Annotated in this window: 16 protein-coding genes; 4 read left to right on the forward strand and 12 right to left on the reverse strand. The window is 70.2% G+C overall.

Annotation, left to right across the window (positions count from 1 at the left end):
* Positions 1–7 precede the first annotated feature (7 nt).
* Both R2J76_RS00715 and R2J76_RS00720 read left to right on the forward strand, forming a co-directional pair.
* Complete coding sequence (locus tag R2J76_RS00715; RefSeq protein WP_316413861.1) at positions 8–2,176, forward strand: NHLP family bacteriocin export ABC transporter peptidase/permease/ATPase subunit; 2,169 nt, start codon at positions 8–10, stop codon at positions 2,174–2,176.
* Positions 2,164–5,088, forward strand: coding sequence for an NHLP bacteriocin export ABC transporter permease/ATPase subunit (locus R2J76_RS00720; RefSeq protein WP_316413862.1), 2,925 nt, complete (start codon positions 2,164–2,166; stop codon positions 5,086–5,088). Before R2J76_RS00715 ends, R2J76_RS00720 begins: the two co-directional genes overlap by 13 nt.
* A gap of 503 nt (positions 5,089–5,591) precedes the next feature.
* Here the strand turns inward: R2J76_RS00720 and R2J76_RS00725 are convergent.
* The 10 genes from R2J76_RS00725 to R2J76_RS00770 all read right to left on the reverse strand — a co-directional run bounded on the left by R2J76_RS00725 (position 5,592) and on the right by R2J76_RS00770 (position 16,968).
* Positions 5,592–6,707, reverse strand: a complete 1,116-nt coding sequence (locus tag R2J76_RS00725) for a branched-chain amino acid aminotransferase (protein ID WP_316413863.1) — start codon at positions 6,705–6,707, stop codon at positions 5,592–5,594.
* Positions 6,704–8,197, reverse strand: a complete 1,494-nt coding sequence (locus R2J76_RS00730; protein WP_316413864.1) for an aminotransferase-like domain-containing protein — start codon at positions 8,195–8,197, stop codon at positions 6,704–6,706. Before R2J76_RS00730 ends, R2J76_RS00725 begins: the two co-directional genes overlap by 4 nt.
* A 95-nt stretch (positions 8,198–8,292) precedes the next feature.
* Complete coding sequence (locus tag R2J76_RS00735; RefSeq protein WP_316413865.1) at positions 8,293–9,582, reverse strand: M16 family metallopeptidase; 1,290 nt, start codon at positions 9,580–9,582, stop codon at positions 8,293–8,295.
* 36 nt (positions 9,583–9,618) lie between these two features.
* Entirely contained in the window at positions 9,619–10,404 is a 786-nt protein-coding gene (locus R2J76_RS00740) for a hypothetical protein (RefSeq protein WP_316413866.1), read from the reverse strand.
* The gene (locus R2J76_RS00745) at positions 10,401–11,324 is read right to left on the reverse strand and encodes an ABC transporter ATP-binding protein (protein ID WP_316413867.1); all 924 of its coding nucleotides are present in this window, start codon (positions 11,322–11,324) and stop codon (positions 10,401–10,403) included. The genes R2J76_RS00740 and R2J76_RS00745 overlap by 4 nt, the downstream gene beginning before the upstream one ends.
* Positions 11,321–12,181: an ABC transporter permease gene (locus R2J76_RS00750; protein ID WP_316413868.1), complete on the reverse strand. Its 861-nt coding sequence runs from the start codon at positions 12,179–12,181 to the stop codon at positions 11,321–11,323. The genes R2J76_RS00745 and R2J76_RS00750 overlap by 4 nt, the downstream gene beginning before the upstream one ends.
* Complete coding sequence (locus R2J76_RS00755) at positions 12,181–13,089, reverse strand: ABC transporter ATP-binding protein (protein ID WP_316413869.1); 909 nt, start codon at positions 13,087–13,089, stop codon at positions 12,181–12,183. The genes R2J76_RS00750 and R2J76_RS00755 overlap by 1 nt, the downstream gene beginning before the upstream one ends.
* Positions 13,090–13,097: 8 nt before the next feature.
* Positions 13,098–13,706, reverse strand: coding sequence for an outer membrane protein (locus R2J76_RS00760; protein ID WP_316413870.1), 609 nt, complete (start codon positions 13,704–13,706; stop codon positions 13,098–13,100).
* A 47-nt stretch (positions 13,707–13,753) separates the two neighbouring features.
* On the reverse strand, positions 13,754–15,271 hold the full coding sequence (locus tag R2J76_RS00765; RefSeq protein WP_316413871.1) for a DUF1501 domain-containing protein: 1,518 nt from the start codon (positions 15,269–15,271) through the stop codon (positions 13,754–13,756).
* Positions 15,272–15,282: 11 nt separating this feature from the next.
* Complete coding sequence (locus tag R2J76_RS00770) at positions 15,283–16,968, reverse strand: DUF1800 domain-containing protein (RefSeq protein ID WP_316413872.1); 1,686 nt, start codon at positions 16,966–16,968, stop codon at positions 15,283–15,285.
* A 924-nt stretch (positions 16,969–17,892) separates the two neighbouring features.
* Between R2J76_RS00770 and R2J76_RS00775 the strand changes: the two genes are divergently transcribed.
* A complete protein-coding gene (locus R2J76_RS00775; RefSeq protein ID WP_316413873.1) occupies positions 17,893–18,102 on the forward strand; it encodes a hypothetical protein in 210 nt (69 codons plus the stop codon).
* The gene (locus R2J76_RS00780) at positions 18,102–18,488 is read left to right on the forward strand and encodes a type II toxin-antitoxin system VapC family toxin (RefSeq protein WP_316413874.1); all 387 of its coding nucleotides are present in this window, start codon (positions 18,102–18,104) and stop codon (positions 18,486–18,488) included. Before R2J76_RS00775 ends, R2J76_RS00780 begins: the two co-directional genes overlap by 1 nt.
* Positions 18,489–18,591: 103 nt before the next feature.
* Here R2J76_RS00780 and rplS read toward each other — a convergent pair whose 3' ends face one another.
* Positions 18,592–18,954, reverse strand: coding sequence for a 50S ribosomal protein L19 (rplS, locus tag R2J76_RS00785; RefSeq protein ID WP_316413875.1), 363 nt, complete (start codon positions 18,952–18,954; stop codon positions 18,592–18,594).
* An 80-nt stretch (positions 18,955–19,034) separates the two neighbouring features.
* On the reverse strand, positions 19,035–19,835 hold the full coding sequence (gene trmD, locus R2J76_RS00790) for a tRNA (guanosine(37)-N1)-methyltransferase TrmD (protein WP_316413876.1): 801 nt from the start codon (positions 19,833–19,835) through the stop codon (positions 19,035–19,037).
* Positions 19,836–19,908: the final 73 nt, after the last annotated feature.

Raw genomic sequence — 19,908 nt, forward strand, 5'->3', positions numbered from 1 at the left:
GGGAATGATGCAGGGACTGGCCACCCGCAGGCGCGTGAGGACGCCCACCGTCCTGCAGATGGAGGCGACGGAATGCGGCGCCGCCTCCCTGGCCATCATTCTGGCCCACCACAAGCGCATCGTGGCGCTGGAGGAGCTGCGGGCGGCCTGCGGCGTCACCCGGGACGGCGCCAAGGCCACCAACGTGTTGAAGGCCGGCCGGAAATACGGGCTGGAGGCCCGGGCCTTCAAGCGGGAGGTGGAAGGCCTGGAAAGGATTCCCCTGCCCGCGGTCCTCTTCTGGAACTTCAATCATTTCCTGGTGCTGGAGGGGTGGAACCCCAGGGGCGTCTTTCTCAACGACCCGGCCTCGGGGCCGCGAAGGGCTTCCTGGGATGAATTCGACGAAGCCTACACGGGGGTGGTGCTCACCTTCGAACCCACCCCGGCCTTTGAACCGGGCGGCACCCGCCCGGGTCTCCTGCGGGTTCTGGCCAGCCGCCTGGCCCAGTCCCGGGGGGCGGTGGGATACCTGACCCTGGTGGGCCTGGCCACGGCCCTGCCCGCCCTGGCCCTTCCGGCCTTCCTCCAGATACTGGTGGACCGGGTGATCGTGGCCCATTCCGTAGGCTGGATCAGGCCCCTTCTGACGGGTCTCCTGCTCCTGACCCTTTCCCGCGCGCTGCTGGGCCACCTGCAGGGGCGCGTGCTTCTGCGGCTGCAGATGAAGTTGACGGTGACGGGCATGAGCACCTTCCTTTGGCACCTCCTCCGCTTGCCCGCGGCCTTCTACACCCAGCGCTATGGGGGTGACCTGGCCGTGCGGGTGGCCAACAACCGGGGGGTCGCGGCCTTCCTATGCGGCCGGCTGGCGAACAGCGCGGTGCAGCTCCTGCTGGCCCTCGTGATGATGGGAATGATGGCCTGCTACGACCTGGGCTTGGCCATGGTGGCCCTGGGGGGGGTCGCCCTGCTGGTTGGAGCGACGGTGCTGGCCAACCGCCAACGGGCGGACGCCAACCGATCCTTCCTGAAGGACCTGGGCAAGGCCGGGGGCGTGCTCGTGGGCGGGGTGAGCGCCATCGAATCCATCAAGGCCAGCGGCGGAGAATCGGACCTTTTCTCCCGGTGGGCCGGTTACCAGGCCACCTACCTGAGCGCGCGGCAGAAGGCCAACCACGTGAGTCTGATCTTCATGGCCCTGCCCCCCCTGGCCATGGGCCTGGCCCAGGCCACCGTGCTGGCCCTGGGGGCCCTCCGGGTGATCAAGGGCGGTTTGACGGTTGGGCAGCTCGTGGCCTTCCAGAGCCTCCTTGCGGCCTTCCTGGCCCCCACCATGGGGCTGGTGGCCATGGCGGGGGAGATCCAGGAACTCCAGGGCGTCATGGAGGGCCTGGATGATGTGCAGCGGAACCCCCTGGACCCCGGCGCCCTCTCCGGGGGGGAGCCCGGGGAACCCAGGCGCATGGCGGGCCACTTGGAACTGCATGGGTTGACCTACGGCTATTCGCCCCAGGAGCCTCCCCTCCTCGAGGGCCTGGATCTGCGCATCCGGCCCGGGTCCCGGGTGGCCCTGGTGGGCCCCTCCGGGTGCGGAAAATCGACCGTCGCCAAGCTGGTCACCGGCCTGGCTAGGCCCTGGGGGGGGGAAATCCACCTGGACGGCCGCCCCAGGGAGCACTGGCCCCGGAAGGTGGTGGCGGGGTGCCTGGCCCTGGTGGACCAGGATATCGTCCTCTTTGATGGCACCGTCCGGGACAACCTCACGCTCTGGGACACGACGGTCCCCGAGGAGGCCCTGGTGCGGGCCTGCCGGGACGCGTGCATCCACGAGGACATTTCGGCCCGCCAGGGCGGGTACGAGGGCCGCGTGGACGAGGGCGGGGCCAATTTCAGCGGGGGCCAGCGTCAGCGGCTGGAAATCGCCCGGGCCCTGGTGGGCGATCCCAGGATCCTGGTCCTGGATGAGGCCACCAGCGCCCTGGACGCCGCCACCGAGCACCGCATCGACCAGAACCTGAGGCGCAGGGGCTGCAGCTGCCTGATCATCGCCCACCGTCTCAGCACCATCCGGGACGCGGACGAGATCCTCGTCATCGACAAGGGCAAGGTGGTCCAGCGGGGAAACCACGCTGAACTGATGGCGGCGGGGGGGCTCTACGCGCTGCTGGCCCAGGAGGCCGAATGTTCCGCCTGAACGCGTCCCAGGTGACCCAATTGGCCCGGCTGCCCCACCTGGTCGCCGAACCGGTCCCGGAGGGGGCCCCCAAGGCCCAGGACGGGGTGCGGATCCTGGTGGAGGGCCATGCGGACGTCTTCATCCAGGCCTTTCCCCCGGGCCTGCCCGAAAGGCACCGGGACCACCTGTTCCGCCTGGAGGCGGGGGATGTGCTGATGGACCTGCCGCTGCCGGTGGACGATCCCCACCTGCGCATCGTCGTGGTGGGTTCCAGCGGCGCGCGGACCCTGGGCGGCAGGCTGGGCAGCTTCCTGGGTTCGGCGCCGGGGGATCTGGCGGCCCACCTGTTGGCTGCCTTCGCGGGCGCCCTCCTGGAGGGCATCGCCCAGGGACTGGGGGGCGGGGCCGCCGGGAAGCCGATCCTGCCGCTTCGGCCCGGTGCATCCGCTCGCCTTGCAGGGGGGACGGCTTTCGCCTTGGCGGCCAGCCAGGGCTGGATCCGGGTGGCCTCGGGCACCGGGTACCTCCTGGGGGATTCCGCCCATCCCCTGGATGCTTCCCTGGGCCCCATTCCGCTGGTGCGGGGAATATGGCTTGAGATGGGGGAAGCGGACGGGGCCGTGGAGGTGCTTGGGCTGGATGAATGGCCGGAGGACACGCGGCTGGGGGACGTACTGGATCGGATGGTCCCTTGCCTGATGAGTTGGAAGGGCCGCCGCTACACCCTCGGTGAGCGGGATCATCTGGGGCGTCAGCGGCGGCAGGAGGACGCGGAACGGGACCGGCTGCGCCGAAGTCTGGCGGCCCTCGCATCCCTTACCGGCCGCGTCGCGGGGGTGGAGGCGGCCCCGGCCTCCAGCGAAATGCTGACGGCCTGCCGCCTGACGGGAGCCCATGCGGGCATCACCTTCCAGGAGCCCCCCCGGTGGGTCCTGGAGGATCCCTCCCGGGACCTCCTCACGGCCATCTGCCGGGCCTCGCGGGTGCGGGCGCGGGAGGTGGTCCTGCGGGGAACGTGGTGGAAGCGGGATGCCGGCGCGATCCTGGCCTTCCTGGACGAGGGCCGGGTTCCGGTGGCCCTGCTGCCGCAAAGGCGCGGCGGCGGCTATTTCCTGGCCCGGGAACCGGGGTCCCCCCCCGTTCCCCTGGATCCGGACCTGGCGGCGCGCCTCCATCCCTTCGGGTACACCTTCTACCGGCCGGGGCCCCCGGGGCCCATGGGGGCCCTGGATCTGCTCAGGCTCGCGGGGCCTTCGGTGCGCAACGACCTGGGGTGGGTCCTGGCCATGGCCCTTTTCGGCGGCGTGGCCGGAATGGCCCTTCCCATGGCCCTGGGGCAGATCATGGCCCAGGCGATTCCCCAGGCCGACGTGCGCACCGTGGGCACCCTGTTCGTCACCCTTGCGGCCCTGACGATCAGCGTCACCCTCCTGGACCTGAGCCGGGGCATCGCGATGCTGCGCATCGAGGGGCGGACGGCGGTGTCGTTGCAGGCCGCGGTGGTGGACCGTCTCCTGACCCTGCCGGCGAAGTTCTTCCGTGGCCACACGGTGGGCGACCTCGTCCTGCGGGCGACGGCCGTGGAGAAGGCCCAGATGGTCCTTTCGGGGGCCGCGGTCACCGGACTCCTGGGAGCCGCGTTCTCGGGCACCCAGATCCTCCTCCTGTTCGCGTTCGACCCGACCCTGGCCTGGGTGGCTCTGGGGCTGGTCCTGGCCATCCTCGGCGTGTTCGCGGGGGTCGTGGCGCGGCGCAACCGGCTGGAGGCGCTCCGGCGGGATGCGGACCGGGCCCTCACGGGCCTGGCCTGCCAGCTCCTGACGGGGGTGGTCAAGCTGCGGGTGGCCGCGGCGGAGGGGCGGGGGTTCGCCATCTGGTGCGAGCGCCTCCTGAACGCCCAGCGGGTGGAAAAGCGGGACGCCGGCTGGCACCAGGGTCTGACCGTGGTCACGGGTTCCCTGCCCTTCGTTTCGACGCTGGTGCTCATGGCCGCCGTGGACCTGTGGCGCACGGGGCCCGGCGGCGGCATCCAGCCCGCGGCGTTCATGGCCTTCAACGCGGCCTTTTCCAGTGCGATGGCCGCCGCCGTGACCCTGGGGGGATCCCTGTCCCTGCTGCCCCAGGTCAAGCCCATCTTCGACCAGGCCCGGCCCATCCTGGAGGCCGAGCCCGAGGTGGATCCCCAGAAGCCCGACCCGGGCCGCCTCAGGGGGGGCCTGGAGATCAGCCGGGTCTCCTTCCGGTACCTTCCGGAGGGTCCGCCCATCCTCCGGGATATCTCCCTCCACGCCCATCCGGGGGAATTCGTCGCCCTGGCCGGGCCTTCGGGAAGCGGCAAATCCACGCTGCTGCGGCTGCTGCTGGGCTTCGAGCGCCCTGAAACGGGCGTGGTCCGCTACGACGAGCACGACCTGGACGCCGTGGACGTCGGCAGCCTGCGCAGCCAGATCGGCGTGGTCCTCCAGGGGAGCCGGCTCCTGGGGGGAAGCATCTGGCAGAACATCGTCGGATCGAGCCTGCGCACCCTGGATGAAGCCTGGGCGGCCGCAGAGGCGGCGGGCCTGGCCGACGACATCCGGGAAATGCCCATGGGCATGCACACGGCCCTTGCCGATGGGGGCGGCACCCTATCCGGCGGCCAGCGCCAGAAGCTTCTCATCGCCAGGGCCCTGGTCCACAAACCCCGCATCATCCTCTTCGACGAGGCCACCAGCGCCCTGGACAACCGCACCCAGGCCACCGTGAGCCGCAGCCTGGACCGCCTCAACGCCACGCGCCTGGTCATCGCCCACCGCCTGAGCACCATCCGGAACGCGGACCGGATCTACGTCCTGGACCAGGGGCGCCTGGTCCAGGACGGGACCTTCCGGGAGCTGGGGGAACGGGCGGGCCTGTTCCGGGACCTGGCCCTGCGGCAGCGGGTCCAGTAATCGCACCTGTCCCGGACGTACGCCCCGGTTCGCTGCTGCGGGCCAAGCCCGCAGCAACGGAAGGCTGTCACCCCATGGTTGGGCCTGTGTTTCACCCATTGGCCCCGACCCACCTCGGGGCCTCTCTTCGCGTGCTGCGAGGAGGGCCTTGGACCGCGCCAACGCTAATCAGCAAAGCGACCTCGTCTCGAACCGGGCCTTCGGCAGGTCCGGGTTCGAGCTGACTTCAAAAGGGTGTGGCGGGTGCACACCATTCAGCGTCGGCGCCCACCGGCACCGGGAGGGCCATCGCGAAGCAAACCCACAAACCCATGGGAGCCGCTCTCCTCGCCTGGGCCTTCCAGGAGAGCCCTTTCCTACCGGATTCCCTTCTGCTCAACGAAGTGGGTTGGGCGCAGCACAGCCCCAACGTCTCTTCCGCACCCCCCCGTCATCGCCGGCTTGGCCGGCGATGACGGAACAGGGCGAACGTCCGGGACACGTACGATTACGTGGCCAGGCCCCTAGCAGACCTGGTGCATCCAGCCGTTCAGGTCGGCGTCCACGCCGTGCTGGAGGTTGAGCAGGGCCTCCCGCAGCTGGCTGGCCACGGGGCCGGTTTCGCCGCGGTTGATCTGCCACTCGCCATGGGCGGACTTCACGGTGCCGATGGGGGTGATGACGGCGGCGGTGCCGCAGGCGAAGGCTTCGGTCATGCGGCCCTCCAGGATGGCCTCCCGCCAGTCGTCCACGGAGATGCGGCGCTCCTCGGCGCGGAAGCCGAGCTTCTTCGCGATCTCCAGCAGGCTGAGGCGGGTGATGCCGGGCAGGAGGGTGCCGGTGAGCATGGGGGTGACCACGACGGTCTCCCCGCCTTCCTTGTAGACGAAGAAGATGTTCATGCCGCCCATCTCCTCGATGTACCGGCGATGCACGGCGTCCAGCCAGACCACCTGGTCGCAGCCTTCGGCCTTGGCTTCGGTCTGGGCCACGAGGCTGGCGGCATAGTTGCCGGCGCACTTGGCCGAGCCGGTGCCGCCGGGCGCGGCGCGCACGTAGTTCTCGGAGATCCACACGGTCACCGGCTTGACGCCCTGGGGGAAGTAGGCGCCCGAGGGGGAGGCGATGAGGATGAACAGGTACTCCTTGGCGGCCTTGACGCCCAGGGCCGCTTCGGTGGCGATCATGAAGGGGCGCAGGTAGAGGCTTTCGCCGATGGCGTTGGGGACCCAGTCCTTTTCCTGGCGGATGAGGATGTCCGCGGCTTCCACGAAGAGATCCACGGGCAGCTCGGGCATGGCCAGGCGGCGGGCGGAGGCGTTGAAGCGGTGGGCGTTGGATTCCGGGCGGAAGGTCTTGACGTGGCCATCGGGCTGGCGGTAGGCCTTGAAGCCCTCGAAGATCGCCTGGCCGTAGTGCAGGACGCTGGCCGCGGGATCCAGGACGATGGGGCCGTAGGGCTTCAGCACGCCCTTGCCCCAGCCCAGCTCCTCGCTGTAGGGGATGACCACCATGTGCTCGGTGAAGATCTTGCCGAAGCCCGGGTTCTGCATGCGCTTCGCCCGCTCTTCCGATGACAGGGGCTCGCGGGCGAGCTGGACGTCGAAGCGCGCGGTGTTGGAGGTGGAGAGGGCGGTCATGGCAGCTCCTTCGGAGGCGAGACGCCGGGACGGGCATGGATGAGCCCGCCCAGGCGCTCGATGGCTTCGCGGGTCACGCTGGGCGCATGGGTTGAGAAATTGAGACGGAGGCAGTTGGTGCCCCGTCCATCCGGAAAGAAGAGGGGACCCGGGGCGAAGCCCAGCCCGTGGGAGATGGCCTCGCGGTGCAGGTCGAGGGCGGAGACGTCCTCGGGCAGCACCACCCAGAGGTGCATGCCGCCCTTGGGCTCGGTGACTTCGGCGTCCCGGGGGAAACTGGCCTGGATGGCCTCCAGCATGGCGTCCCGGCGCTCCCGGAGGGCCTTGCGGATCCGCACCAGGTGGCGCCGGAAGCCGCCGGATTCCAGGAAGTGGCCGATCACGGCCTGGGAGAGGGTGGGCAGGGCGATGGTGTGCACCTCCTGCACCAGGGCCAGGCGGCCCAGCACCGCGTCGGGGGCGATGATGTAGCCCAGGCGCAGGCCCGCGGCCACGGATTTGGAGAAGCTGCCCAGGTGGATGACGTGCTCGGCCCCCGGCAGGCTCCGGAAGGAGGGCGTGCGGCCGCCGATGAACCGCAGATCCCCGTAGGTGTCGTCCTCCACGATCGTCACGCCGTGGGCGCGGGTGAGGGCCAGGATGCGCTCCCGCCGGGCGCGGCTGAGGGTCATGCCCGTGGGATTGTGGAAGGTGGGCACCGTGAAGAGGAACTTGGCGTCGCCCTTCTGGAGGATGGAGGCGAGCCGGTCGGGGTTGAGGCCGTTGCGGTCCACGGGCACGGGCACGGCTTCCCGGCCCAGGGTGCGGATGAGGGCCAGGGCGCCCACGTAGCAGGGGCTCTCCACCAGCACCCGGTCCCCGGGGATGGTGAGGGATTCCAGCACCAGGGCCAGGCCCGCCTGGGAACCGGGAATGGAGCGGATGCCCCAGCCCGGCGGGACGGGCTCGCCCTCGTCCCGGAGCCAGTCGGCCACGCCGGTGAGGTACGAGGGGTGGCCCGCCGGCGCGGCGTACACCCAGGCTTCGGCATCCAGTTCCTTCATGGTGCGGGTGTACAGGCGGCGGAGCGCATCCCCGGGCAGGAGGTCCGTGGGCGGGAAGGCGGCGGAGAAGCTCACCAGGCTCCGGTTCTGGGCCGCTTCCAGGGTGTCGCCCAGCCAGGGGCCCAGTTCGTCCTCCCGCACCCGCAGGGAGGATCCCTGGAAGGGGAAGGAATCGGGATCCAGCAGGGCCGGGGCCTCGGGCAGGTAGTCGCTCACGAAGCTGCCGCGGCCCGTCACGGTCTGCACCCAGCCCGTGCGCTTGAGCCCCGCCAGGGCCTTGAGCACGGTGAGGCGGTGCACCTTGAACCGCAGCGCCAGGTCCGGCACGGCGGGCAGGCGCATGCCCGGGTTCCACTCGTTGGCCTGGATGAGCGAACGGAGCGTCCGCTGCAACTGCAGATAGAGGGGGCTGGCTGCGCCGGGGTTCAGGGGGGCCGTGGGGATCATGACCCCCAAAGCTTGGGCTCCAAACGGGGAAAAGTCACCCCACGGGGGTCAAAACCGCAGGCCAAGGCAGACCGGTCGCCGGGAAGGGGGCGGTTTTAGGAATTTCCCATACCGGCACAGACCGCCAGATCTTCTTTCCGGATCCCCGCCGATCGCCGGACGCCCAGGGCGGAAACCCCCAGGGCGCCGGGGTCCAGCACCTCCCGGGCCACCCGCTGCACCTGGTCCAGGCTGACCTCCTCGATTTCGGCGATCTGCTGGTCCAGGCTCAGGATGGTGTCCGTGTGCAGGCGCTGGTAGGCCAGGCTGAACATGCGGCTGGTGGCGGATTCCTGGCTGAAGACCAGGTTGGTGCGCAGCTGGAGCTTGGCCCGGTCCAGTTCCTCCCGGGTGATGCCGGCCTCCCGCACCTTGGCGCACTCCGCCGCCGCCCGGCGCACCAGCTCCCGGGCCCGCTCCGGCGCGCAGCTGGCGCTGATCTGCAGGGCTCCGGCGTCCCGGTAGTGGGTGAGGTAGGTGCCCACCTGGTAGCACAGGGCGTTCTTCTCCCGCAGTTCCATGAAGAGCCGGCTGGACATGCCGCCCCCCAGCACGTGGCTGAGCACGCCCACCGCCACCCGGTCCGGGTGCACGTGGGGGGGGGCCGGGAACCCCAGGACGAGGCTGGTCTGCTGCAGTTCCTTGCGGGGGGTGTTGAGGACGAAGGGTCTGGGCCGGCCGGAGGCCGGACGCACCCCGTCGTCCCGGAGACCCCGAGGCAGGGCCTCCAGCACGGGCTGGACCAGGTCCAGGAAGGGCTGGACCTCGATGTCCCCCGCGGCGACGATGAGGATATTGGGGGCCCGGTAGGTCTTGTCGAAGAAGGCCCGCGCCTCGTCCCGGCCGTACGTGCCCACCTGTTCCCGGCGGCCGAGGATGGAGTGGGCCAGGGGGCTGCCCGGCCAGAAGTGGGAGTAGAAGAGCTCGCTCACCCAGTCGTCAGGCTGGTCCTCGCTCTGGCTGATCTCCTCCAGGATGACCTTGCGCTCCCGGGCCAGCTCCTCCCCGTCGAAGGTGGGCGTGGTCACCAGGTCCCCCAGGATGGACACCAGGTCCGGGAGCTTTTCCTTCAGGACCTTGCCGTAAAAGCAGGCGGACTCCTTGCCGGTGAAGGCGTCGAGGCTGCCGCCCAGGTGGTCCGTGGCCTCGGCCATGACCTGGGGCTCCGGGAACTTCGCCGTGCCCTTGAAGACGGTGTGCTCGATGAAGTGGGCCAGGCCCTCCTCCCCCGGGAGTTCCCAGCAGGAGCCCCGCTTCACCCAGAACCCCACGGAGCAGCTGCGCACGCTGGGGATGGGGTCGATGAGGAGCTCGGTGCCGTGGGGGGAGATGGACCGGTAGGGCATCGGAACAGTGTAGCGGCCCCCGGGGCCGAACCCACCTCAGCCTTCGGCCTCCCGTCCCGCCAGTCCCACGGGGGTCCTCTGCAGCTTCCAGCCGCACAGGGCCCAGCACAGCGCCCCGAAGAGCACCAGGGCCAGGATGGAGACGGCCACGGGGCTGGTGATCTGTTCCTGGGCGAGGATCTCCCAGTCCGCCACCATGCCGCCGCGGCTGCCGGAGATGCTTTCGATGTGGTGGAGGAAGGTGAGGCGCTGGAGGGTGGCCGGCAGCACCCGCAGGATGGATTCCCAGCCGAAGAGCACCAGGGCCCCCCACAGGGTGCCCCGCTTGAAGACCAGCACCAGGAGGCTCATGAAGGCCAGTTCGGCCCAGAAGGCCAGCACCAGGGCCAGGGCCTGCAGGAGGGCGGAGGCCGGGTTGGCGCCCAGGGCCATGAGGCCCAGGCCCGCGGCGGCGAGCCACAGGGCCCCCCACACGAACCACACCAGGCCCTTGGCGAAGGGGAGGATCCACACGGGCACGGGCCGCACCAGGATGAGGGGGAGGGTGCGCTGCTCCAGGTCCTCGCGGATCCCGCCGGGGGCGGCCACGAGCACCATGATGGGCAGGATGAGCGCCGCCAGGACGCCGTGGAAGAGGTGCAGGGCCAGGCGGGAATCGAAGTTCCCGAACTGCCTGCCGATCATCAGCCCCACGAAGGAGAGGGCCACGGGCAGCACCGCCAGGGCGCAGAGCACCCAGCCCCGGGCCTGCAGGGCCCGCGGCGCGTAGCCCAGGGCCACGGCGCGCACGGTGGTGATCGCGGAGAGGGCTCGGGTCGTCATTGGTGGTCCTTGGTGAGGAACTGGAAGACCGCGTCCAGGTTGAGGTCCAGGGGGTCCAGGGCCGCCAGGGGCAGGCGCCCATCCACCACGGCCTCCTGGAGCCGGGGCAGGAAGGTCCGCGGATTGCGCACGGCCAGGACGGCCCCGCCCTCCTCCATGCGCAGGCCCACCAGCTCGTCCTGCTCCACGGCCCACCGGGCCACGGCGGTGGCGGATTCCGCGGTGACGCGCAGTTCCACCGGGTGCCGGTCCAGGAGCTCGCGGATCTCGGGCACGCTCCCCTCGGCCAGGAGCCGGCCCCGGAAGAGCAGGAGGATGCGGTCGGTTAGCTGGGCCACTTCGCCCAGGATGTGGCTGGACACGAGGACGCGGGTTCCGCCCCCGGCCAGCATGCGGAGCAGGTCCATGAGCTGGAGGCGGGCTTCGGGATCCAGGCCGTTGAAGGGCTCGTCCAGGATGAGGAGCCGGGGCTCGTGGAGCAGGGCCTGGGCCAGGCGGATGCGCTGGCGCATGCCCTTGGACATGGACGTGAAGGGCTGGGCGGCCCGGGCCTCCATCCCCGTGATGGCCAGGGCCCGCCGCAGGGCCAGGTCCAGGGCGCGGCCCTCGAGGCCGGAAAGCTGGGCCATCATGCGCAGCCAGCGGTCCGCGCGCATGCCGCCCGGGAAGCGGTCCCCCTCGGGCACCAGGCCCAGGCGGGAGAGGACGGCGGGGTTGCGGAAGGGCGCTTCGCCGAAGATCTCCACCTGGCCGCCGCTGGGGGGCAGCAGGCCGCTCAGGAGCTGGATGAGGCTGGACTTGCCGGCGCCGTTGGGGCCCAGGAGGCCGGTGATGCCGCCCTCGGGGCCCAGGTGGAAGCTGGTGGGGGACAGGCCGAGGATATCGCCGTACCGGAGGGAGGCGCGCTGCAGGGAGATCATAGGATGGCCTCGCTGGGGCGGGTGCGGCGGATGGCTACGGCGAGCCACAGGGTGAGGTGGAAGGCGGTGCCCAGCACCACCGGGATCCAGCCCTGCTGGGTGTCCAGGCCCAGGATGAGCCGGGGCCAGGCCTTGCTCAGGGTGCCCACCCCCAGGGCCAGCCACCGGGGATCGCCCATGACCCCGGAGGCCACGGCGCTCAGGGCGCTGGAGCCCAGCAGGATGCCCAGGGCCCACCCGAAGCCGGCCTTGGGGGAGGAGGCGAGGCTGGATGCGCCCAGGGTGACGGCCCCCATGAGGGCCGAGACGGCCAGGGCCGCGGGCACCAGGTACAGGGGCGCGGAGGGCCACACCGGGCCCCGGAGCCCGCCGATGGCCAGGGACAGGCCCCAGGGCAGCAGGATGAAGGGGAGCATCACGGCCAGGGGCAGCCCCGCGGCGAAGAGGGCCTTGGCGGCCAGGTAGTCCCGGGGCGTCACGGGGTGGGCGTAGAGCAGGGGCCGGATGCGGTAGAGCGTGTCCCTCGCCACCAGTCCGCCCCCCACCAGGGCCACCTGGAGCCAGAGGACGGCGATCATGAGGGGGTTCAGGAGGCCCGCCTGGAACTTGGCGCCCTGGGGCAGGAAGGCGTCGGCCACGCGCTTCACGTCGGCCAGGGAGGAACGGCTGGCCATGAGGTGGTTCAGGTAGAGCTCCGCGCAGAGGATCAGCAGGATGACCACGAACACGAACCCGAAGAACCGTCCCAGCTTCAGGCGCAGCACCCGCCGCAGATCGAAGCGGAAGATCACCAGGGCGGGGTGCAGGCCCTGGCCCTGTTCGGGCCGGGGGGGGAGGGATGGGGCGTAGATGGGCATCAGGCGGGCCTCAGGGCGCGGATCAGGACTTCGTCGAGGCGGTCGTGCCGCGGCGTGAGCTGCACGAGGGTGGCGCCCCGGGCCTGGGCCCACCGGAAGGCCGCCACGGGATCGGGGTCCGCCAGTTCCAGGTCGTAGAGCCCGTTGCGGGCTTCCAGCACGGTGCCCAGCTGGCCCAGCTCGGCCTCCTGGTCCGGGCGCAGGGGATCCAGGAAGCGCAGCTCGAAGCGCCGCGCCAGCATGCGGCGCAGCCCCGCCATGCTGCCGGCGGCCTTCACCTCGCCCTTGTCCAGGATCACCAGCTGGTCCGCCACCCGCTCCACGTCCTGCAGGAGGTGGCTGGCCAGCAGGACGCTGGTGTCCAGCTCGGCCCGCACCTTCAGCACCAGGTCCAGCATGCGGGTGCGGCCCTCGGGATCCAGGCCGTTGGTGGGCTCGTCCAGGATGACCAGGTCCGGGGAGTGCACCAGGGCCTGGGCCAGCTTGACCCGCTGGCGCATGCCCGTGGAATAGCCCGATACGTTGCGGTACCGCGATTCGTCCAGCCCCACGAAGTAGAGCGCCTCGTGGGCGCGGTCCCGGGCCTGGCGCGCGGAAAGGCCGCTCAGCTCGCCCCAGAAGGCCACCTGTTCGTACGCGGAGGCGTCCTCGATGAGGGCGTCGTACTCGGGCATGTACCCGATGCGGGAACGCAACTTCGCCGCATCGGGGGCCCCCAGGGGCACGCCCAGCACCTCGCCCCGGCCCCCTGCGGGCCGCAACAGGCCCAGCAGCGTCTTGAGGAGCGTGGACTTGCCCGAGCCGTTGGGGCCAAGGAGACCGATGATCCCCGGCTCCAGTTCCAGGGTCACTCCCCGAAGGGCGACCACCGGTCCGTACCGCACTTCCAGGTCTTCGAATGCGAGCAAGGGTGCTCCTAGAATCGGATGCCGGCGCTGGCCTGCAGGACGTTCCCATCGTAGGTCCGGTCCACGGAACTCACAAGGTAGCGGACTTCCGCCGACAGGGCCCGGTTGAAGCGGTAGCCGGCGCCGGCGGTGACGGCCAGCTTGGTGGTGTGGGAGGAGACCCGGGGGCCGGAAGCCGGGGTGCGGTCGAAGAACCACCGCACGCCGCCCAGGCCGGCCAGCACATAGGGCCCCTTGAACTGGCCCGAGAAATGATAGAGGTGGTCGAAGGAGAGGACGTAGTTGCTGGCCTTGGTCTTCAGGGCCGGGGTGCCGGCGGGGCCGCCCTCGGGGAAGACGTTCCATTCCAGGCGCGTGCGCCGGGAGAGGCCGTCCTTGAAATAGCGGTTCCACTGCACGCCCAGGCCCAGGCCGGTGGTGTGGTCCAGGGCCGTGCCGAGCTCCTTGGCCGGCATGTTGGCCTGCACCTGCCAGGCGAATTCGGAGCGGTCCCGGTGGCGCCAGTGCCAGGTGTGGCAGGCGGGCGTTTCGGGGGCGGGCTTGGGCTCCTCGGCGAAAAGGGGCGCCAGGCCCGCCGCGCAGAGGATGAGGACGGGGTTTCGAAGAACGCGCAGCATGGAATCTCCGTGGCTTTCCAATGCCTACGGATCTCCGCCCCCCCGGTTTAGAGGAAGCCCAGGAGGCCGCTCCCCCCCGAGGCGAAATGGGCCAGGTTGGGGAACACCGCCGCCAGGTCGGCAGCGCCCACCCCCAGCCAGGACCCCAGCGTGGCGGCGTACTGGTCCACGGCGGTGGTGGGGATCCACACGCCGCTGAAGGGCGAGTCGGGGTTCACGAAGGCGCCCAGGTCGGGGCCGACGGTGGGGAAGCGCCCGTACATGTCGCCCCCCTTCACGGCGCCGCCCACCACCAGGTGGTGCGCGCCCCAGCCGTGGTCGGTGCCCGAGCCGTTGCTGGTGAAGGTGCGGCCGAAGTCCGACATGGTGAAGGCCGTGACGCTGGAGCTGAGGTCCGCGCCGTTGAGGGACGAGAGCGCCTGCATGAAGTAGCCCAGGCCCGCGTCCAGGTTGAGCATGAGCCGGTGGTGGCTTCCGTTCTCGTCCAGGTGGGTGTCGTGGCCCCCCACGCCCAGGAAGAACACCTGCCGCTTCATGCCCAGCACCTGTCCGGCGGCGATGAGGTTGGCGATGGTCTGGAGCCCGGTGGCCACGGGGTTGGCGACGGACGCGCCCGATCGCGGATCGGTGACCTTCGGCGGAGCCGGGGCGGCGGATACGGCCAGGAGGGCGTTGGCCAGCTGCTGCTGGGCGGCGGCGGAACGGCTCACCACCGCGGCGAGGTCCGCCTGGAAGTGGGAGGGGGCCGCGGGGGTGGGGTGGGTGACGAGGGACTGGAGGGCGCCGGGGGCGGCGGCGCTTCCGAAGAGGCTGGCCTGGCGCGTGCCGTTGATGGCGATGGGACCCGAGGCGGCGGACTGGTACGCCAGGGTGGAGCGCCCGGAGAGCAGGACCGCGTTGCCGGAGACGGAAATGGCCGTGAAGATGCCGTTGGCGTTGGCCGAGGCGAAGGTGTCGGCCAGGAGCCCGCCCCAGCCCAGGCGGGCCCCTTCCCCGGCCCCAGTCTGCCACATGGATTGCTGGTCGTTGTGGGAGTAGAGGCTCCGGGGAAGGGGGACCGTTCCGGCCTTGTACTGGGCGCGGGTGACGGGCTGCACCAGGGTGCCCAGGTTGGCCACCACCGCCGCCTTGCCCTGGGCGAAGAGGCCCTGGACGTTGGTCATGAGGGGGTGGAGGGCGAAGGTCCGCGTCCCGGTGCCCGTGGTGCCCGCGGGCCAGCCGTTGTCGGTCCTGGGCGTGATGGGCAGCACGCCGCCCAGGGCCGAGGCCCCCTGGGAGTCCAGGCCCCCGGCCACGGCCGGGGCGCCCGGCTCGGCCAGGGCGATGGAGGCGGCCCCGCCCACGTTCCGGGAGGTCTGGTAGCGCCCCCAGGAATCGGTGTCCGTGGCCAGCACCATGTTGGCGGAATCGTTGCCGCCCAGGAGGAAGATGCACACCAGGGCCTTGTAGTCCGCGGGCGCGGCCAGGGCGCCCAGGGAGGCCAGGCGCAGGCCGAAGGGGTGCAGGGCCGAACCCAGGCCCAGGGCCGCGGAAGCCCGGAGGAAATCTCTTCGGGAGGTGGGCATGGGTGTCCCTCTCAGCGCTGGTGCAGGAATTCGGGGGAGGCGAGGGTCAGGAACACGGCGATCTTCACCCGGTCCAGGCGCGCCTTGTCCAGGTCGGCCTGGATTCCGGTGGTGGGCAGACTGCGGGCGGCCACGGCCGCGGTGATCTGGTCCCGGGCCGTGGCCGACATGGCCGAACAGGTGAGGACGTCGGCCACCCGCGCCACCAGGGAGGAAGGGGTGTCGGCCAGGGGAAGTTCCGTGGCGTACGCGGGGGTGATGTCGGCGCCGGTGGTGGGGGGCAGGGTGCCGCTGCCGCCGCCGATGCCGTTGGCCACCAGTCCCAGGAGGAAGTTCAGGTAGCCCGCCACGGACACCTCGTCCACCCCCTGGAATTCCGGCGCCAGGAGCCCAGCGTCCCCCAGCTCCCCGTGGGGCGGCACGTAGCCCGGGCGCCAGAAATTGAACACCGACGACGCGTTCAGGGGCGACTGCCCCAGGCCCGTGGAGGGGGAGTCCAGCCCCGGCACGAGCCAGTACCCGCTCTGGGAGGAGGCGCCGAAGGCCCGCATCCAGGCCGTGAGGCGAAGAACGGGCTCCCGGAGCTTGCCGTAGCCCGGGTCCGGGGACGCGGCGCGGGCCTCGGGGTCCAGCAGGAGCGCGCGCACCACGGCCTTCAGATCCCCCCGCGCCCCCTTGCCGTTGTCGTTGAACACCGCCGCCACGCGCCCCACATACGCCGGGGTGGGATTGCTGGTCACCAGCTGCTGGATGAGCCGCGTGGCCAGGAAGGGCCCCACGTTGGGGTGGTTCGCCAGGGTGTCCAGGGCCGCCTTGAGGTCCCCGGCGGGGTCGGGGGTGGCGGTGGCCGCGAGGGTGGTGCCCAGGAAGCTCTTGGCGCCCACGGAGTGGTAGGCCGGGTAGAAGCCCATGGCCGTGGTCTCGCTGGCGGGCCCGTCCATCTTCCAGAAGGTGGTGCTGGTGGGATTGGCGGAGTACCAGCCCCACCCCGTGAACACCTTGGCCAGCCCCGCCACGTCGTCGTGGCTGTAGGTGGGGATGGGCGCCCCCTGCGCGTCGGTCTTCAGGGTGCCGTCCCCGTTGAGCTGGTAGAGGCCGATGGTGAAGAGCTGCATGACCTCCCGGGCGTAGTTCTCGTCCGGCAGCCGCCCCCGGGCGGGATCCTCCTGTCGATTATCGAAGGTGGAGAGGTAGAACCCCATGGCCGGGTGGAGCGTCACGTCCTCCAGGAGCTTGCGGAAACTGCCGAAGGCGTCCCCCCGGAGCATGTCGTAGTAGGAAGCCGAACTCCGGGGATGGGAGGCCACCTTGGCGTCCTGCATGGACACCACCAGGATCTGCGACAGCGCGAAGGCCACCCGCTGCCTCAGGAGATCCGGCCCCGCCGCCGCCAGCCCATAGAAGTGCTCATAGAACTGGTTGGGCCCCAGCCTCAGGAGCCCCGTGGTGCGCCCCGCGTTGTAGGCGTCGAACTGCGCCTGCCGTCCGTCCAGGTAGCCCACGAACGTATCCCCCGCCGGCAGGGACGTCTGGTAGTCCACCCACCCCCCGTACCCCTGGGTCCCCAGGAGAGCGACGTCCGCGTCCGTGGGCCCGAAGGTGGCCTGGGTGAGGAAGCGCCGCGCCTCCGCCGCCGAAGCCGGCGGATCCTTGGGCGGCGCCAGGGTGGGATGCGATCCCCCACCGCAGCCGACCAAAAGGCCAGCCGCAACCAGAACCCCAAACCATCGCCCACAGGCCAAGCGGTCCATGCGTACTCCCGAGAAGGGCTATCCATTCGCTCGTTTCCCGGGGGGCCCTGTACCGTGCCAAACCATTCATAGGATATGCCAAGCGAGCAAAGGATGACAAAAAGAATCATCTTTCGTCGGGGGGGGTGGCGGTGGGGGGGCGTTGGGGTTCCGCCAGGGGGTCCCTGCCGGGGGCCGCGGGGTGGATGGGCCGGGTTCCTGGGGGAGACGGCGACCCACAGGGGTTCCGGTCCCATGCGCCGACCCACCGGTACCTCCGGATCCCAGTCCTCGCATCGCTGCGGGCTGGATCCGTCGGTTAGCCGTGGCTTGGGGATGAGGGTTTGGGGCGGCGGCTGGGTGGAATCCGGATTCCCGCACGGGGTCAATTGGGAATGTTCATCGCGGTTCTTGTGCCGCTTTACCTTGATTTACAAGGAAGATACCCTTGCACCAGTGTCCGTTGACCATCTTTACGAGCATCCTATGCGATGGCTTTCAGGTGTAAGCATCCTCCTCCTGGCGGCTGTTGGCATTTACCTCCTCGACCGGTTTGGTCTTTGGATGGAACGCCGTGGATGGATTTACTGGCGTAAGAACCGGTCCAAGTCATCGGTTTTCGGCTCTGGGGCAATGGCTCTCCAGGACATTTTCCAATCTGGCAAGGCGACCCACGTCATTGAAGCCAAGGATGCCAAGCAAAGTACATCAGAGAAGGCAGGCCCTGGCCCGACCTGATGGGCCCACCTGCCGCTTGAAGGCGCCCAGGTTTTCGGGATCCGGAAGTGCCTCGAAGATGGCATGGCGTAAATATGCTTTATGGACCATATTGAAACATGGAGGATTTCCGTGCACGCCATGACTGCAAGAGTCACCCAGGGAGGCCGCCTGGTGCTTCCCGCCGCCGTCCGGCGATCCATGAAGATCGCGGATGGGGAGGTTGTCGTGCTCGAAATCCAGGGGAAGGTGCTTCAGATCGTTCCCCTTCGAGATCGGCTGGATGCCATTCAAGCGGCTTGCTCCAAGGTGCTCACCGGCGGCCACGTCGTGGACGAGTTCTTGGAAGAACGTCGCCGGGAAGCGGCCAAGGAGCTTGACTGATGCGCCGCTACCTTCTCGACGCAAGCGCCATCCTGGCTTTCATGAGCAACGAAACGGGCGCGGACAAGGTCCGGGCCGTGATCCTGGCGGGTCAAGCCGGAGTCACGGCCGTCAACATCTCCGAGGTGGCCGCCAAGCTGGTTTCCCGGGGGCTGTCCAGCGTGGACGCGGAATTTCAGTGCCGGTCCATGGGGCTCGACATCCTTGATGTGGACGAGGGAATCGCCTTCGCGGCCGCCGCGCTGATTCCCATCACCCAACCGCTAGGCTTGTCCCTGGGCGACCGGGTCTGTTTGGCGACTGCCGCGCGAGATGCTTGCGTCGCCATGACCGCCGATAAAGCCTGGGCCCGTGTTCCGGGCGCGAATGTTGAAGTGATTCGATAGAAATGGCGGCTGGTGTCACGTTTGTTGGGGTACCCCCCGGAAGGACCGTACGCGGAAGCGCCCGGCACAGGATGCCGGGCGCCCCGTTCCTTCCGCTTGTCGTCTACTCCGCGACCAGCTCCCGGCGGCGCTCCTTGAGGCGGCCGGCCTTGCCCAGCTTCTCGCGCAGGAAGTAGAGCTTCGCGCGGCGGACCTTGCCGCTGCGGAGGACTTCGAGCTTGTCGATGGAGGGGCTGTGCATGGGGAAGATGCGCTCCACGCCGATGCCGGCGGAGACCTTGCGGACGGTGAAGGACGTGCGCATGCCGCCGCCCTTGATGCCGATCACCACGCCCTGGTAGACCTGGATGCGCTCCTTCTCGCCTTCCTTCACCTTGACGTGCACCTTGACGGTGTCGCCGGGGGCGATCTTGGGGAGGTCGGAACGAAGCATGCCAGCTTCGAGGCGGTCGATTACATTGCTCATGACGTCTCCTGTGAGGCCAGCGGTCCTGGGGCCATAACGGCCGGACATGGCACACGAATCCCGTGGTCGGGCTGATCAGTTTACCGGAATGAGCCAGGATTTCCAGCGCTTTTCCAGCCCCGGGGGCGGGGGCGGTCCCAGTCCTCGGGGTGATCCACCTGCCAGGCGCACCACTGGTCCGGCCGGGGCAGGTGCGGGATGCGGGCCCGGTACGCCTCCCAGAGGTCCGGGCGCAGGCGCCGGGTGCGGGCCATGGCCTCCCGGAGCCGGAAGAGCCGGATGGCCTCGTGGTTGCCGCCCTGGAGCACCTCGGGGGCCGGGATGCCCTCGAACTCCGCGGGGCGGGTGAAGTGGGTGTGGTCCAGGAGCCCTCCGGCGAAGCTGTCGGCCTCGGCGGAGGAGCTGTTGCCCAGGACGCCGGGGAGCCAGCGGCACACGGCGTCGATGAGGAAGAGGGCCGGCAGCTCGCCCCCGGAGAGCACCGCCTCGCCCACGCTCAGCTCCTCGTCGATGTAGAGGTCCACCGCCCGCTGGTCCAGGCCCTCGAAGCGGGTGCACACCAGGACCACCTGGTCCAGGCCCGCCAGTTCCCGCACCTTGGCGTGGTCCAGGGGCGGGGCGGCGGGGCTGAAGTGGATGACCCGGCGGCGGCCCTCCCGGGGCACCGAGGCCAGGGTGTCGCGGAGCACGTCCGGCCGGAGCACCATGCCCGGCCCGCCCCCGAAGGGCGGGGCGTCCACGTGCCCGAAGGCGTTGCCCGCGAAGGGGCGGTAGGAATGGGTGGCCAGCACGTGGCCCAGTTCCCGGAAGGCCCGGCCCGTGACCCCCGCGCGGGCCAGGTCGAAGAACTCGGGAAGGAGGGTCAGGGCGTCGAAGCGCATGGGGCTCCAGTTTGTCACAGGGAATTGAACGTTTGGACCTTGCGCGCCGGGCCGGGATGACCAATCTTGCGGT

It is taken from the genome of Mesoterricola silvestris (assembly GCF_030295405.1).
Taxonomy (GTDB): Bacteria; Acidobacteriota; Holophagae; order Holophagales; family Holophagaceae; genus Mesoterricola; species Mesoterricola silvestris.